The organism is Paenibacillus sp. FSL R5-0713, from assembly GCF_037973325.1.
Taxonomy (GTDB): domain Bacteria; phylum Bacillota; class Bacilli; order Paenibacillales; family Paenibacillaceae; genus Paenibacillus.
Genome location: NZ_CP150229.1, coordinates 2,796,253 through 2,812,154 on the forward strand (window position 1 = coordinate 2,796,253; position 15,902 = coordinate 2,812,154).

The 15,902-nt window shown below is 46.2% G+C and carries 10 protein-coding genes; all 10 read left to right on the forward strand.

Annotation, left to right across the window (positions count from 1 at the left end; all coding sequences use genetic code 11):
* The first annotated feature begins 56 nt into the window (after positions 1-56).
* The 10 genes from MKZ12_RS12810 (at position 57) to treP (ending at position 15,513) form a co-directional block, all read left to right on the forward strand.
* Positions 57-1,226 (forward strand): glucose-1-phosphate adenylyltransferase, encoded by a 1,170-nt coding sequence (locus MKZ12_RS12810; RefSeq protein ID WP_339261394.1) that lies wholly within the window; start codon positions 57-59, stop codon positions 1,224-1,226.
* Positions 1,227-1,252: 26 nt separating this feature from the next.
* The gene (gene glgD, locus MKZ12_RS12815) at positions 1,253-2,356 is read left to right on the forward strand and encodes a glucose-1-phosphate adenylyltransferase subunit GlgD (RefSeq protein ID WP_339260731.1); all 1,104 of its coding nucleotides are present in this window, start codon (positions 1,253-1,255) and stop codon (positions 2,354-2,356) included.
* A 499-nt stretch (positions 2,357-2,855) separates the two neighbouring features.
* The gene (locus MKZ12_RS12820) at positions 2,856-5,288 is read left to right on the forward strand and encodes a glycogen/starch/alpha-glucan phosphorylase (protein ID WP_339260732.1); all 2,433 of its coding nucleotides are present in this window, start codon (positions 2,856-2,858) and stop codon (positions 5,286-5,288) included.
* A 263-nt stretch (positions 5,289-5,551) separates the two neighbouring features.
* Complete coding sequence (locus tag MKZ12_RS12825; protein WP_339260733.1) at positions 5,552-6,421, forward strand: AraC family transcriptional regulator; 870 nt, start codon at positions 5,552-5,554, stop codon at positions 6,419-6,421.
* 41 nt (positions 6,422-6,462) lie between these two features.
* Entirely contained in the window at positions 6,463-6,921 is a 459-nt protein-coding gene (locus MKZ12_RS12830; protein ID WP_339260734.1) for a VanZ family protein, read from the forward strand.
* Positions 6,922-7,292: 371 nt separating this feature from the next.
* Positions 7,293-8,984 carry an alpha-glucosidase gene (locus tag MKZ12_RS12835; RefSeq protein ID WP_339242026.1) on the forward strand — a complete coding sequence of 564 codons (1,692 nt, stop codon included), beginning with the start codon at positions 7,293-7,295 and terminating at the stop codon, positions 8,982-8,984.
* A 96-nt stretch (positions 8,985-9,080) separates the two neighbouring features.
* Positions 9,081-9,773: a metal-dependent hydrolase gene (locus tag MKZ12_RS12840; protein ID WP_339242027.1), complete on the forward strand. Its 693-nt coding sequence runs from the start codon at positions 9,081-9,083 to the stop codon at positions 9,771-9,773.
* A gap of 238 nt (positions 9,774-10,011) precedes the next feature.
* The gene (gene dctA / locus MKZ12_RS12845; RefSeq protein WP_339260736.1) at positions 10,012-11,367 is read left to right on the forward strand and encodes a C4-dicarboxylate transporter DctA; all 1,356 of its coding nucleotides are present in this window, start codon (positions 10,012-10,014) and stop codon (positions 11,365-11,367) included.
* Positions 11,368-11,744: 377 nt separating this feature from the next.
* Positions 11,745-13,466: an alpha,alpha-phosphotrehalase gene (treC, locus tag MKZ12_RS12850; RefSeq protein WP_339260737.1), complete on the forward strand. Its 1,722-nt coding sequence runs from the start codon at positions 11,745-11,747 to the stop codon at positions 13,464-13,466.
* A 28-nt stretch (positions 13,467-13,494) separates the two neighbouring features.
* The gene (treP, locus tag MKZ12_RS12855; protein ID WP_339260738.1) at positions 13,495-15,513 is read left to right on the forward strand and encodes a PTS system trehalose-specific EIIBC component; all 2,019 of its coding nucleotides are present in this window, start codon (positions 13,495-13,497) and stop codon (positions 15,511-15,513) included.
* The last annotated feature ends 389 nt before the right edge of the window (positions 15,514-15,902 follow it).

A 15,902-nucleotide genomic window follows, 5' to 3' on the forward strand; every position in this document is an offset into this window, starting at 1 on the left:
TCGATTATGGGCTCTGAAATGAATCAGAACGAATGCACGTGGAGGAGGCTGTAATGATGGCGAAAAAAGAAGTTGTAGCGATGCTACTTGCCGGAGGGCAAGGGAAGAGGTTAAAAGGATTAACGAAATCACTGGCTAAGCCGGCAGTATATTTTGGCGGTACGTACCGAATTATTGATTTTCCGCTAAGTAACTGCTCTAACTCGGGTATTGATACAGTGGGCGTATTAACTCAATATGAACCACTTGTCCTGCACTCCTATATTGGTATCGGCAGTGACTGGGATCTGGACCGTAAAAATGGCGGAGTATACGTACTTCCTCCCCATGAACGTGAAGACGGAAGCAGTTGGTACCGTGGTACAGCAGATGCCATCTTCCGTAACCTGAACTTTATTGAACAATTCGATCCTGAGCACGTGCTCATTCTGTCAGGGGATCATATCTATAAGATGGACTACGAAAAAATGCTCCAGTATCACAAAGATAAAGATGCGGATTGCACCATATCGGTCATTGATGTCTCATTGGAAGAAGCCAGCCGATTCGGGGTGCTGAACACCAACGATGACTATAGCATCTATGAATTTGAAGAAAAACCTCCTGAACCCAAGAGCACACTCGCTTCCATGGGTATCTATCTCTTCAAGTGGGATGTACTGAAACGTTTCCTGATCCAGGATGAACAACAGGCATCCACCTCCTATGACTTTGGTAAAGATATTATTCCTTTATTGCTTGAAAACGAAAAATCCTTATATGCATACCCATTTGAAGGTTACTGGAAAGACGTAGGTACCATTCGCAGTCTGTGGGAATCCAATATGGACCTGTTGGACGAAGACACACCGTTTAATCTGAATGATCCGGACTGGCGTATCTTTACACGTAATCCGAACCAACCTGCACAATACATCTCACCTTCGGCGAAGGTTCGCAATTGTATTATTAGTGAAGGCAGTATTGTGCACGGCGAGGTCAACCATTCCGTCCTCTTCTACGGGGTAGACGTTGGGGAGAACAGCGCTGTTATCGATTCGGTCATCATGCCAAGAGTGAAAATCGGGCAAAATGTGCGCATTTACCGAGCTATTATCGCAGAAGGATTGGTTATTCCCGATGGAACACAGATTTCGCCTGCACCGGAAGATGATAGTGATATATTGCTCGTGGATCAGGAAGAACTGGAACGTCAGCTTTGCCAAGGAATAACCAGCAAGGCCTAATTGAAGTCAAAAGGACGGTGCATGCGATGAAACAATTGATTGGAGTTATTAACCTTGACCATGAACTTGAGGAATTGAAGGAATTGACGTACTTTCGCTGCGGAGCCGCGGTGCCTTATGCCGGGCGTTACCGTCTGATCGATTTTGTTCTATCCAATATGATGAATGCAGGGATTGAGAGTATAGGTGTATTTGTACGGCGAAAATATCGCTCGTTGATGGACCATCTTGGTGATGGGAAGCCTTGGGATCTGGATCGTAAGCATGGGGGCATGTTTATTTTGCCACCAGACTGGAACGATCCAACAGACACATCACAGGGGGATTTGCAGCATTTTCATAATAATTTGGACTTTTTCCACAGAGGTGCAGGACAGTATGTTGTGCATGCAGGTAGTCGCCATGTGACCAAAGCAGACCTCCAGGATGTCTACAGGTATCACATTAGCAAAGGAGCGGACGTTACACTGGTCTGCAAAAAAGTGGATCAACTGCTGCCTGAGCATGATGCCTGTGTCAAAGTTGACCATGACGGGAACGGTAATGTGGTGGACATTCACCAAAGCGCTAATCACCCGAATATATATACAGAAATTTTCATCATGGAAAAAGAATTGTTCTTGCGCCAGGTGCAACGATGCATTGATCATGGCGAGAGCCATTTCTTCCGTGATGTGATTCAAAAAAATCCGGATGGATTGAATATCGCTGCATACGCATATGATGGCTATCACGCAGTCATTAATTCCATTGACAGTTATTATCGCAACAGTATGGATCTGCTGAACACAGGGCAATATGAACAACTGTTCAAGGAAGATCCGATCCAAACCAAAATCAAATATGAAGCGCCTGCCAAATACCTGGATACCGCGAATGTTAAACATTCCCTCCTTGCCAACGGTTGCATTGTGGGTGGAGAGGTGGAGGACAGCATTCTGTTCCGTGGTGTACAGGTGGCCAAAGGTGCCAAAATCAAAGGTTCCATTATCATGCAGAAATGTTACATTGGTGAAGGGACAGTGCTTGAGAACGTCATTTTGGATAAAGACGTGAAGTTGACCGGAGGACAGACGCTGATCGGTGACCGGTCGAATCCATACATTTTAGCGAAAAGCACTATTATCTAAAGCCCGCACGCAACCGATATCTTCTATAAATATATATAAAATAAAAATCCTGTAGGATGGATTTAAGGTTCGTAGACGAAAGTTGTTTGGTAAAGAGCGTAGCAGTAAGTGAAGGGGACGAAATCGATTCTGAAGAAGCGTATATTGTCTCCAAATTTCAACCTTTTACTATATAAATTAAACTTAAACATTTACACAAAACGGAGAGGACAGAAAGAACCTGAAGAAGCGGAGCGTTCGCCTTTATCCCCGGATTTTTCCTTTTAAAAAAAGGAATCAAAAAAATCTGGGGATAACAGTGATCGGAAGGTTATTCTGTCATCGGAGTGGCCAGTGTGAATATTATTTAGTTCAATGTATATAGGTAATCGAGAAAATTTGGAGACAACAGCGATCATAAGAACGATTCGTCACCGTAACGGCCACTTTGCACAATGTTGAGCAACGGAGTGTATGAACCGCCACCATCCTGCAGGGTTTCCCCGGGAGGAACCTACTTTTGTTTGACAACAAAGAAACGTTCAAGAGTATCTTTACACGGAATCTGGTCAGCAAATTGGGCAAACCGATTGAAGAAGCCACACAGGAAGACGTGTACCATGTACTGGGAAGCATGATTCGTGAATATGCAGGACAGGATTGGGCAGCGTCGAATCAGGGGTTCAAGCAGCGCCAGGATAAACAGGTCTATTACTTCTCGCTGGAATTCCTGATTGGACGTCTGCTCGGCAACAATCTGCTGAATGTAAACGAGTTGGAACTCGTCCGTGATAGTCTGGCGGAGCTGGGTTTTTCCTTGGAAGAGGTAGAAGAACAGGAGGCGGATGCAGGACTCGGTAACGGAGGTCTGGGACGACTCGCTGCCTGTTTCCTGGATTCACTCGCATCACTCGGATATGCAGGACATGGTTGTGGCATTCGATACAAATACGGTTTGTTTGAGCAAAAAATCATCAATGGCAATCAGGTAGAGCTACCCGACAATTGGCTGGATAAGGGCAATGAATGGGAAGTCCGCCGTCCAGACAAAAAAGTGGAAGTGCAGTTCTGGGGCCGGGTAGAAGCTCACGAGCAAGATGGGGAATATCAATTTGTTACCAAAGATGCCGAAGCGGTTGTAGCCATTCCCTATGACGTGCCTGTCATCGGTTATGGTCAAACGCATGTGAACACATTGCGGCTATGGAGTGCTGAACCGAAGCGTGAGACTTCACTTGACACCCCATCGAACTACTACGGTTATCTGGATTATAGCCGTTCCGTTGAATCGATCTCCGAATTCCTGTATCCGGATGATTCCCAGTACGAGGGAAAGCTGCTGCGGTTGAAGCAGCAATACTTCATGTGTTCAGCAGGTGTACAGAGTGCCTTGCGTACGTTTAACAAGCTGGAGCTACCGTATGATCGTTTGCCAGATAAAGTGGCCTTCCACATTAATGACACACATCCAACTTTGGTTATACCGGAACTGATGCGCATCCTGATTGATGTGAAGGGTTATGGTTGGGATGAAGCATGGGACATCACAACGCGTACTGTATCGTATACCAATCATACAACACTGAGTGAGGCGCTTGAGAAATGGCCTGTAGCCATGATCAGCAAGCTGCTGCCGCGAATCTACATGATCATTGAAGAGATCAATAAACGCTTCTGTGGCATGCTGCTGGATCGGTATCCGGGAGATCAGGATCGTATAGGGCATCTGGCGATTGTTGCGAATGATCAGGTACGCATGGCGCATCTGGCGATTGTAGGCAGTCATAGCGTGAATGGTGTTGCTGCATTGCATACCGAGATTTTGAAAGAGCGCGAGATGGCTCCGTTCTATGCACTGTATCCAGAGCGTTTCAATAACAAAACCAATGGGATTACCCATCGCCGTTGGCTGATGCATGCCAATCCGAAACTATCGGATCTGATTAGAGATACCATCGGTAACGAATGGATTACAGAGCCGGGCAAGCTGGACCAGTTAGCTGGCTTTGCGGATAGTGCATCATTCCAGGAGCAGTTCCGTTTGATTAAGCGGGATAACAAAGAGCGGCTTGCTGCGTATATTCTGGACCATACCGGGACATCAGTGAACCCCGATTCCATTTTTGATGTACAGGTGAAGAGACTGCATGGGTACAAAAGGCAGCTGTTAAACATTCTGCATGTCATGCATCTGTATAATCGACTTAAGAATGATGCTTCATTTGATATGGTACCGCGTACGTTCATCTTTGGTGCCAAGGCAGCGCCGAGTTATTATTTTGCCAAGAAAATTATCAAGCTGATCAATACCGTCGCTGATACGGTGAATCGGGATTCGGCCGTGAATGACCGCTTGAAGGTATTTTTCCTCGAGAACTATTCCGTCTCTCTTGCAGAGAAAATCATTCCTGCTGCGGATGTTAGTGAACAGATCTCAACCGCAGGTAAGGAAGCGTCCGGTACGGGCAACATGAAGTTTATGATGAACGGTGCTTTGACGATTGGCACGATGGATGGAGCCAACGTGGAGATGGCAGAGCAAGTCGGAGAGGAAAATATGTTCATCTATGGACTGCGTGCAGACGAAGTGCTTGAGTATTATCGTTCTGGCAGCTATCGTCCTAATGAGATTGTGCAGCACGATGAACGCATTCGCGAGGTCGTGGAGCAATTGGTGCATCCAGGTGCATTCTGTTATCGTGACGGGGAGTTCTGGGATATTTATGACTCCTTGTTAGCTCATGGTGACGAATACTTTGTATTGCGTGATTTTGCTGCTTATGCAGATGCGCATGCTGCCATTGACCAAGCGTATCGGGATATTCCGGGCTGGACTCGAAAAGCGATATTAAATACGGCGCATTCCGGTATATTCTCCAGTGACCGTACCATTAGTGAGTATGCCACAGATATCTGGGGTATTCATCCCGTGTCCGGAAATTGGAAAGGTTGAGCATAGATTTCTAGACAAATAGGTCCCCTTGTTCACAAGAGTGATCTCCACTGATTAATCAATCAGAGTAGGGGTATCTCCTTGTAGAGCAAGGGGATTTTGGCATACAGTGTTTCATAGTATCATTCAACTTGAAGAGAACCGCAACTCGCGTATCTTTCATCGAACAAGTTCGCACTCAAAATCAAAAAAAAGATCTGATTCTCAGTCATACTACATAAGAAATCGTTTGATAATTCGAATGAGATAGGGGACACGATGTTATGGATCATTACACACGAATTCAGCTTGCGATTGAGTATTTGGAGCAGCATTTGCAGGATGATTTTAATATCAGAGAGACGTCTGCTGCTGCGAGCTTTTCGGCGTTTCATTTTCAACGTTTATTTCAGGCGATCACCGGATTCACTGTACTGGAATATGTGCGCAGACGAAGATTAACGGAAGCTGCCGGGATGCTGCGGGGCTCGTCGGAAGGCATATTGGATATTGCGATGAACTTTGGCTATCGATCTCAGGAGGCGTTTACCCGTGCATTTTCAGCCTACTTTGGAATGACACCCGCGAAGCTGCGCAAGTTGGAAGCGGATCAGTTGTCTCTTTTGAAGATGCAACAGAGCATTGATTTCAATGATTATCGAACTTCGCTTAATGGAACATTCCATATGAACACACCCCGTCTGGTCACACGGGAACCGAACTGGATTGCCGGCTATGAATATAAGACCAACCTGAATGACAATCAGCATTATGCTGAAATACCTGGATTTTATCACGATTTTGGTGTGGAACAGAGATTCATGGCGATCCCGGAGAGGACACGCGCTGATATGGCTTATGGTGTGGCTTGTCATTTTGAAGAGGATGGAGCATTTTCTTTTATTGTGGGTGAAGAGAGCAGTGGAGCATCTCAGGTGCTTGAACCCGGTTTTACCTCGATTGAAATTCCGGGAGGATTGTATGCAGAGTTCACCGTGGAAGGCTCAGGGCAGGATATCAGGAAAATGATCTATGGCAGTTGGCTGCCACAGTCGAACTATGAACGGAGGGAAGGACCAGACTTTGAAGTGACGGATGTCTGGAAATCAACTCCTGAACAATTGGACATGAAGATCTATATCCCGTTAAAATAGACCTACCGCTTCGCGGAAAACAAGGTCGGAGGATAGAGGGAATGAACGAAAAGTCGTGGCTCCACTCCAAGTGGATACTTGCAACGGTTGGTTTCATGGCAGTGTTATACGTATTGATCATGGGCAATTTACTGTTTGTCAGTGGACGAACGCAAGGCATGTATTATCAATATAATCTCGTCCCCTTTGAGACCATTCGGCCACTTCTATTGGAGAGGGAGAGGTACCATACAGATGCCTGGGTCAAGAATTTGTTCGGCAATATTGTATTGTTCATTCCACTGGGCATCTGGATTCCCTGGTTGTTTCGGAGGTGTCGTTCGTTCCTGACCTTCACATCCACAGTTGTTTTGCTTCTGCTTGGTGTTGAAGTCATCCAATTGATAACACGTGTAGGTTCGTTCGATGTGGATGACATTATTCTGAACACAGTCGGTGCCTGGATTGGTTACGCCGGATTTAAGCTATTCTTATTATCACCAGGAAAGACTCGGAATTGAGCCGCAGATCGCGGTCCATGACCGAGTCTTTTTGCATAAGAACCCTTTCATATGTTTACAAGGGAATCATTTCGGATAAAACATATTAACGGCTTATTTATATCGTATACAGAGATTATATATATAAATTGAACTAAACATTTACACGAAACGGAGAGAACAGAAATAACCTGAAGAAGCGAACGCGTTCGCCTAAAAGCTTTCTGAAAGAAAGCTGCATCGGAAGCATAGGCTATACCTGGATTTTCTCCTTATTGGGGTAATTCATAAAATCTGGGGATAACAGCGGTTGGAAGGTTGTTCTGTCATCGGAGTGTCCAGTGTAAATATCCTTTAGTTCAATTTATATATAGTACAAAGATGAAAGCGAGGTGGGCGATATCGTTTGGTGGAAAGAGAGTGTGGTATACCAGATTTACCCGAACAGCTTCAACGATTCGGACGGAGATGGGTATGGCGACTTGCAGGGGATCTGTGAGAAGCTCGATTATTTGGAGAATTTGGGCGTGGATGTGATATGGCTCTGTCCCATCTACGATTCACCAGGACATGATAACGGATACGACATACGTGATTATTACGCCATTCTGCGAAAGTATGGCACGATGGAGGATTTTGATCGACTCTTGGCAGAGGCACATAAGCGTGGTCTCAAGATCATGATGGATCTGGTGTTGAATCATACGTCGGATGAACATGCCTGGTTTGCCGAATCGCGGTCGTCAAAGATGAATCCGAAGCGGGATTATTATATTTGGCGTTCAGGCAAAAATGGCCAGGTGCCGAATAATTGGGAATCCTATTTTGGAGGTTCAGTGTGGAAGCATGATGCCGAAACGAATGAGTATTATCTTCATCTATACTCGGAACAGCAACCCGACCTCAACTGGAACAATGAGCAGATGGCGGAAGAGATGTATGAGATGGTTCATTGGTGGCTGGAAAAAGGGGTAGACGGATTCCGTTTCGATGCAGTGGCGCATATCGCCAAGGCAGAGGGTCTGCCAAGTGCCCACAATCCGGACAATCTGCCAGTGGTTCCGGCATATCAGCTCTTTTCCAACCTGGAACAAGTCCATTCGATTCTGAAAAAGCTGAATAACATGATCCTGAAACCATACGGACCTATGACGGTTGGCGAGACTTCGGGACTTGGGCCTGAGCAAGCGCTGGCTTATGTGGGGACTGATCGTGATGAACTTAATATGGTATTCCAGTTTGAGCATATGTTCATCGATGCCAAATCTTCCGGAATTGGTAAGTGGAACTACAAGGAATGGAAATTGACTGATCTCAAAGAAATCATGAGCCGGTGGCAAACGGTTTTGCATGGTAGAGGCTGGAACGCCAATTATATGGGCAACCATGATCAGCCACGCCCAGTCTCCCGTTTTGGTGATGACGGTAAATATCGAGTGCGTTCTGCTCAGATGTTGGCCACGTGGATGCTTACACTTGAAGGAACACCTTATATCTACCAGGGAGAAGAGATCGGCATGACCAATGTCGCTTTTCCGAATATCGAGCAATACCGGGATATTGAGACGAAAAATTATTATAATCATTACATTGGTCAAGGGAAGTCTAAGCATGAAGTCATGCAGGCGATTTGGCTGAAGAGTCGCGATAATGCCCGTACGCCAATGCAATGGGATGATACGGAACACGCTGGATTTACTCAAGGTCAGCCCTGGATACAGGTGAATGATAATTATCCTGAGATTAACGTAGCTGATGCCGAAAGTGATCCACAATCCATTTTGCATTATTACAGAAAGCTGATTGCACTTCGCAAACAACATAAAGTGCTGATCTATGGCGCGTATGAACTACTGCTGCCGGATGATCCGGATATCTATGCCTATACACGAACGCTGGATGATGAGCAGATGTTGGTCATTTTGAATTTCCGTGGGCATGAACCTGAGATGGAGTGGCCTGAAGGGTGGGATGCGGAGCATGCCAAGCTGATCATCAGCAATGTCAGCAGACGTTATTCTACCGATGAAGGTGCCATTCAGCTTCAACCATATGAAGCAAGGGTATATCGTAGGAAGCAGTGAGACGGAAGTTATCCATTTTTGCGTTGGTGAAGAGCTATGATTTATAATCAATAGTGGTTTCAAAATAATCAAAACATATGTCGGGAGGAATCCGAGTTGTTGAATATTACGTTCCATGGTCACTCCAGTGTACAGCTGGGCACAGAAGAAAAGTCACTGATCATTGATCCCTTCCTGCGTGGCAACGAGCTTGCCGTCACGAAGCCTGAAGATATCAAGACCGATGTTGTATTGCTGACACATGCACATATGGATCACATCCTTGATGCTGAACCTATCGCCAAAGCGAATAACGCCAAAGTTGTGGCTATTGTGGAATTGGCTACATATATGTCCTGGAAAGGTCTGGATACGCTCGGCATGAATATGGGCGGAACGGTGGACCTTGGCTTTGCTCAAGCCAAAATGATTCAGGCATTCCATACTTCCGGGATTGTGCTGGAAGAAGAACAACGGATTATGTATGCAGGTTTGCCTGCTGGATATATCATTACAATTGGTGGTAAAACGATTTTGCATGCAGGAGACACGAGTCTCTTCGGGGATATGAAAATGATTGGTGATCGTCATGACATTGATGTAGCTTTCTTGCCGATCGGTGGACATTTCACCATGGGACCTGAGGATGCGCTGCAAGCGGCCGAATGGTTCAATGCCAAACTGACGATTCCGGTTCATTATGATACATTCCCGGTGATTCGTCAGGATGCGGAACACTTCGTGCAACAGCTGGCTGCAAAAGGGTTGGAAGGGCGTGTGTTGGCCCCGGGAGATTCTCTTACCCTGTAAACCACATTTAACCCCTGTTCAATAATAATTGTATTTTTGGATAAAGACGAATATCACGTCAAGATAACTGACGCGATATTCGTCTTTTTTCGGTTTCAGGTTCAATTTTCACCGATAGAGTTGGTACAAATGACAAAAACATTGAAATTCCATTGTTGAACTCTGGTTTGGAATGATATAAAAAGTTACACGGAAACCAAACGGAAATCCGAATTGACCGCAAACAGGGGGAGCGTTCATGTCATTTGTGAAATCACTTTTTTTTCAAATTATTGTCGCGGTAATCATCGGGATTGGGGTAGGCATCCTGTGGCCGGATCTGGGTAGCTTGCTGCAACCGCTCGGGACAGGGTTCATCAAATTGATCAAAATGATCATCGCACCATTGATATTCATGGTGATTGTCACAGGCATTGCCAAGATCGGAGATCTGAAGTCGGTAGGTCGTATCGGACTGAAAGCCATCGTGTGGTTCGAGATTGCAACTACAGTGGCGTTGGTGCTTGGATTGGGGACAGCCAATCTGCTTCGCCCAGGTGCAGGAATGAACGTAGACCCTTCAACCATAGACGCGAGTGGCATTGAAGCGAAAACGAATGGTTCCGAGTTACCGCACACGGTAGACTTTATTATGAATATTATTCCGACAAGTGTTGTGGATGCCTTCGCACAGAATGCACTTCTGCAAGTACTGCTCGTAGCCTGCCTGTTCGGGGTTGCGCTGGCAGCAACGGAGAGTAAGGCAAAAGAAAATGTACTGACGCTGATTGAGAACTTGCTCGGCATTGTGTTCCGCATCATCGGTTATATCATGAAACTTGCGCCGATTGGTGCATTTGGAGCCATGGCCTATACGGTAGGTGCCTATGGGGCTTCCACATTGTCGTCCTTTGGTCTGTTGATTCTGGCCTGTTACGGTGCAGCGCTGTTGTTTCTCATCATGTTGGCACTCGCTGCCTGGTGGATCACCGGGCTGAATTTCCTGCAATTTGTGAAGTATACCCGTGCTGAAGTTATGCTGGCGATTGGAACAGGATCATCGGAAGTGGTGATGCCACGAATGATGGACAAACTAACCAAGGCGGGATGCGATCGTGCGGTTGTGGGTCTTGTGGTGCCGACGGGGTACTCGTTCAATCTGGATGGCGCTTCAATCTATTTATCATTGGCAACGGTATTTGTAGCTCAAGCCGTAGGGATTGAACTGACATTGATGCAGCAGATTACGATTCTGCTGGTGTTAATGTTAAGTTCCAAAGGTATGGCAGGAGTACCTGGCTCCGCATTTCTGGCCCTGTCCGCAACGGCAGTAGCCGTCAATGCTTTTCCGGTAGCAGCGGTTGCTCTGCTGCTTGGTGCAGACCGTTTTATGGATACAATGCGTGTTTTCACAAACCTGATGGGCAACTGTGTTGCAGCATTCGTGGTTGCAAAATGGGAAGGTTTGTTGGATCAAAAGCGAATGCGTGCCGTGCTCTCTGGGGAGATCAGTGCTGCTGAACTGGAAAGAGAAGAACAAGCTGCGCTCTCCTTACTGAAGTTGAATCTGCAGGACAAACAGGGGAAAGCTTCCGTTTCACCAGAGATGTCATAAGAGGCGTGGCTCCGCTGTGGTGATGAAGTCAAGTGACAGCGACCCTATGATAACAATCCATTACAAAAGTAAAAAAACAGCAGAGTACATTTAAAAAGTTCAACCAAGTTCAACCAAGATATACCGTCTGTTGCCCACACCACTTGTGGGGAGAACAGACGGTTTTTTTTTGTACCAATACAGATATCATGGAGTTCACGAACGCTGATTCCAAAATAAATGTTACAGAGGAAAGGTTTATGGGGAATGTGTAGAAGAGGCGAAGAATAACCATATTATAGTTTCAACTTGTATATACATGTTTAGTTATGTAATATAGATATGAAGTTAACCGAGAACATCACATGAGAGCATTACAATTTATTGGAGGCGTTAACATGAGTTCTAACAATACAACTCCGTCATCTTGGTGGAAGACATCAACGGTGTATCAGGTCTATCCGAAGAGTTTTAATGATACAACCGGATCGGGTACCGGAGATATTCGTGGATTAACCGAGAAGCTTGATTATTTGCAGCATCTGGGTATCGATATTGTGTGGCTGCAGCCGGTATATGTATCCCCGCAACATGATAATGGATATGACGTAGCGGACTATTACCGGATTAATCCGGATTATGGGACGATGGAGGATTTTGACGAGCTGTTGAAAGGTCTGAAGGCTCGCGATATGAAACTGATGATTGATATCGTGGTGAATCACTCTTCGACCGATCATGAGTGGTTCCAGCAATCCCGCTCTTCCAAGGATAATCCGTATCGCGATTATTATATTTGGAAAGATCCTGCCCCGGATGGCGGTGTGCCGAACAACTGGCAATCCAAGTTCGGTGGACCTGCTTGGCAGTATGATGAACAGACGGGACAATATTTCCTGACTTTATTTGATAAAACGCAGGCAGATCTGAATTGGGAGAATGAGGAAGTGCGCAAAGCAGTACGGGATATGATTAAGTTTTGGGCTGAAAAGGGTGTAGATGGTTTCCGTATGGACGTGATCAACCTAATCTCCAAAGATCAGCGTTTCCCGGATGACGATGGCAGCGTATCACCTGGTGATGGACGCAAGTACTACACGGATGGACCGCGTGTACATGAATATATCACCGAGATGTACGACGAAGTATTCGGACCGTACAACATGGTGACCGTAGGAGAAATGTCCTCCACAACACTGGAACATTGTATCCAATATTCGAACCCGGCTTCCCGGGAGTTTTCAATGACGTTTAACTTCCATCACCTGAAAGTGGATTATCCGAATGGTCAGAAGTGGGAACTGATGCCGTATGATTTTGAAGCGATGAAGCAGCTCTTCAGTGAGTGGCAGACAGGCATGCAGGCCGGTGGAGGCTGGAACGCGCTGTTCCTGAATAACCATGATCAGCCGCGAGCACTGTCCCGATTCGCTGATGATGGTGACTATCGTGCCGAGAGTGCCAAGATGCTCGCGACAACGATACACGGAATGCAAGGTACGCCTTATGTATACCAGGGTGAAGAGATCGGAATGCCGAATCCAGTCTGGAATGACGTTAGCGAGTTCCGCGATATCGAATCGACGAACATGTACCGCTTGCTTCAGGAAGAACGAGGGAAATCAGCGGAGGAAGCGTTCGAGATCGTGAAGGAGCGTTCCCGGGACAACTCCCGCACACCGATGCAGTGGAATGGAAGTCAGAACGCTGGCTTTACTACGGGAACACCTTGGCTGAAGGTGGATGAGCGATATCCTTCCATTCACGTGGAACAGCAGCTGGCTGACCCGGATTCGATCTACTACCATTACCGCAAATTGATTGCCCTGCGTAAACAGGTAAACGTGCTGATCGACGGTCTCTATGAACGTTTGGACGATGCTCACCCGGATGTATTCGCATACGCACGGACCAATGGAAGTGAAACCCTGATTGTGGTATCCAACTTCAGTAAACGGGACGTCACATTCTCGCTTCCGGAAGTGGTCTGGAATGATCACATTGCAGGCAAATCAGCTGAATTACTCATTGGTAATACAGAGGCGGCTCCTGCTCTGACGCAGGAAATCTTGCTCAGTCCGTATGCATCCTATATGTGGCTTGTACCACAACAGGACTAATCATATTTTATAAATAGGAAGTGACACTATGGCAATTGATAAAAAACAGGTTGAGGAGATCGTCCGGGCAGTCGGCGGCAAAGAGAATATTGAAGCTGCAACACACTGTGTTACACGACTCCGGTTTGCCTTGTATGATGAGAGTAAAGTAGATACCGATAGCCTGGATCAGAATGATCTGGTTAAAGGACAATTCTCTTCCCAGGGACAATTCCAGGTCGTTATTGGGCCTGGTCTAGTGGATAAGGTCTATGATGAGATGATTCAGATTACCGGTGGAGATCGTTCTTCCAAGGATGATGTGAAGGCGGTTGCTGGTAAAAAGCAAAATCCAATTCAGCGAGCGATTAAAACACTCTCGGATATTTTCATTCCAATCTTGCCAGCGATCATCACGGCAGGTCTTTTGCTCGGGATTAATAACATTCTGACAGGTCCAGGTATTTTCTTTGATGGAAAATCACTGGTGGATGTCTACCCAGCCTGGAAAGATCTTGCGTCCATTATTAATACGATTGCAAGTACAGCCTTCACGTTCCTGCCGGCTCTCATTGGATGGGCAGCTGTAAAAAGGTTCGGCGGCAGTCCGCTGCTCGGGATCGTGCTTGGTCTCATTCTGGTACATCCCGATCTGCTGAGTGCATACGGTTATGCTGATGCCGTGAATAATGGCACAGTACCAACATGGAATTTGTTTGGTTGGGAGATTGAGAAGATCGGTTACCAAGGGCAGGTTCTGCCGGTACTGGTATCGGCCTATCTGCTTGCGAAGATGGAAATTTTCCTGAACAAAAGAGTTCATGATTCCATTAAACTGCTGGTCGTTGCACCAGTTACATTGCTGATTACCGGATTCCTGGCATTTACGATTATTGGACCGGTTACATTCGCCATTGCGAATGCAATTACATCCGGCTTGATCTATGTATACGATTCATACGCGGCGCTGGGTGGTCTGATCTACGGTGGTCTATATGCTCTGCTCGTCATCACCGGTATGCATCACACATTCCTCGCGGTGGATGTTCAGCTCATTGGTAGTCAGGGCGGTACGTTCCTGTGGCCGATGCTGGCATTGTCTAATATCGCACAAGGTTCAGCGGCACTTGCGATGATGCTTGTCCTGCGTGAGAAGAAAATGAGAGGACTTGCGGCAACATCCTCGGTGTCGGCCTTCCTCGGGGTTACTGAGCCGGCGATCTTCGGAGTAAATATCCGTTACCGTTATCCGTTTATCTTTGGTATGGTTGGTTCCGCAATTGGTGGTGTGCTGCTGACGATCAATAATGTTCAGGCAACTTCCATCGGTGTAGGTGGTGTACCGGGCTTCCTGTCGATTTTCCCGAACAAGTGGGGCGTCTTCTTCATCGGCATGGCGATCGTCTTGGTGGTACCGTTTGTACTGACGGTCCTTTTTGGCAGAGCCAAACTGAGAAAAGAAGATCGTAATGCAAGCAACGGAACGGATGCTGAGCCTACAGCGGCTACATCGCAATCTGCTTCGGCGGTTACCTCTTCCACTGCCAAAACTGAACCAAACCAGCGCACACGTAGTGCAGCTCAAGTAGGGGACGAAGCAGTAAATACGCTTGAAATTATGGCACCATTAACAGGCCAGGCCGTGTCACTGGAGCAAGTACCTGATCCGGCTTTTGCCGAGAAACAGATGGGTGAAGGTGTAGCCATTGAGCCTTCCGGCAACCTGGTCGTAGCTCCGTTCGATGCTCAAGTCGCTCATGTGATCAAGAGTAAACATGCCGTGATTCTTGAACACGCGAGTGGACTACAAGTTCTGATCCATGTCGGGATTAATACGGTATCCCTCAAGGGTGAAGGTTTCAATATGCATGTCGAAGCTGGCGAGCATGTAAAAGCTGGGCAAAAGTTGTTGGAATTTGATCGTAAGGTCATTGAAGATGCGGGATACCCGCTGATTACACCGATTATCATTCCAGATGGCCAAGATATGGTTGAACGGGTGGAAGTCACAACAGGTGATGTTACATCCAATCAGAATGGTGTGTTGAAGGTCCATCTGAAAGGTTAATTAAATATAACAACATGAAGGGGCTGCGTGATGTGCAGCTCCTTTTTGTGAGTTATTTTCATTCTGATCATGGTAAACTGTATATATAATGGAAGAATCACATTTTTGAAATACAGGTTCCTATATAGATTGAACTAAACATTTACACAAAACGGAGTGGACAGAAGGGACCTGAAGAAGCGGAGCTAAAAGCTTTCTGAAAGAAAGCTGCTTCGAAAGCATACGCTTCGCCTGCAAGCTTTCTGCAAGAAAGCTACATCGGAAGGTTGTTCTGTCATCGGAGTGTGCAGTGTAAATATTCTTTAGCTCATTTTATATAGTATGTTTTCTAATAAAACAAGCTTCAGGCATGTTCGAGTGGTGGCGTTCATATGGTGGAGTAAGAGATC

Coding starts and splice junctions, on each gene's coding strand:
- MKZ12_RS12810 (WP_339261394.1), top strand. CDS start 57: ATGGCGAAAAAAGAAGTTGTAGCGATGCTACTTGCCGGAGGGCAAGGG.
- MKZ12_RS12830 (WP_339260734.1), top strand. CDS start 6,463: ATGAACGAAAAGTCGTGGCTCCACTCCAAGTGGATACTTGCAACGGTT.
- MKZ12_RS12825 (WP_339260733.1), top strand. CDS start 5,552: ATGGATCATTACACACGAATTCAGCTTGCGATTGAGTATTTGGAGCAG.
- dctA (WP_339260736.1), top strand. CDS start 10,012: ATGTCATTTGTGAAATCACTTTTTTTTCAAATTATTGTCGCGGTAATC.
- treC (WP_339260737.1), top strand. CDS start 11,745: ATGAGTTCTAACAATACAACTCCGTCATCTTGGTGGAAGACATCAACG.
- treP (WP_339260738.1), top strand. CDS start 13,495: ATGGCAATTGATAAAAAACAGGTTGAGGAGATCGTCCGGGCAGTCGGC.
- glgD (WP_339260731.1), top strand. CDS start 1,253: ATGAAACAATTGATTGGAGTTATTAACCTTGACCATGAACTTGAGGAA.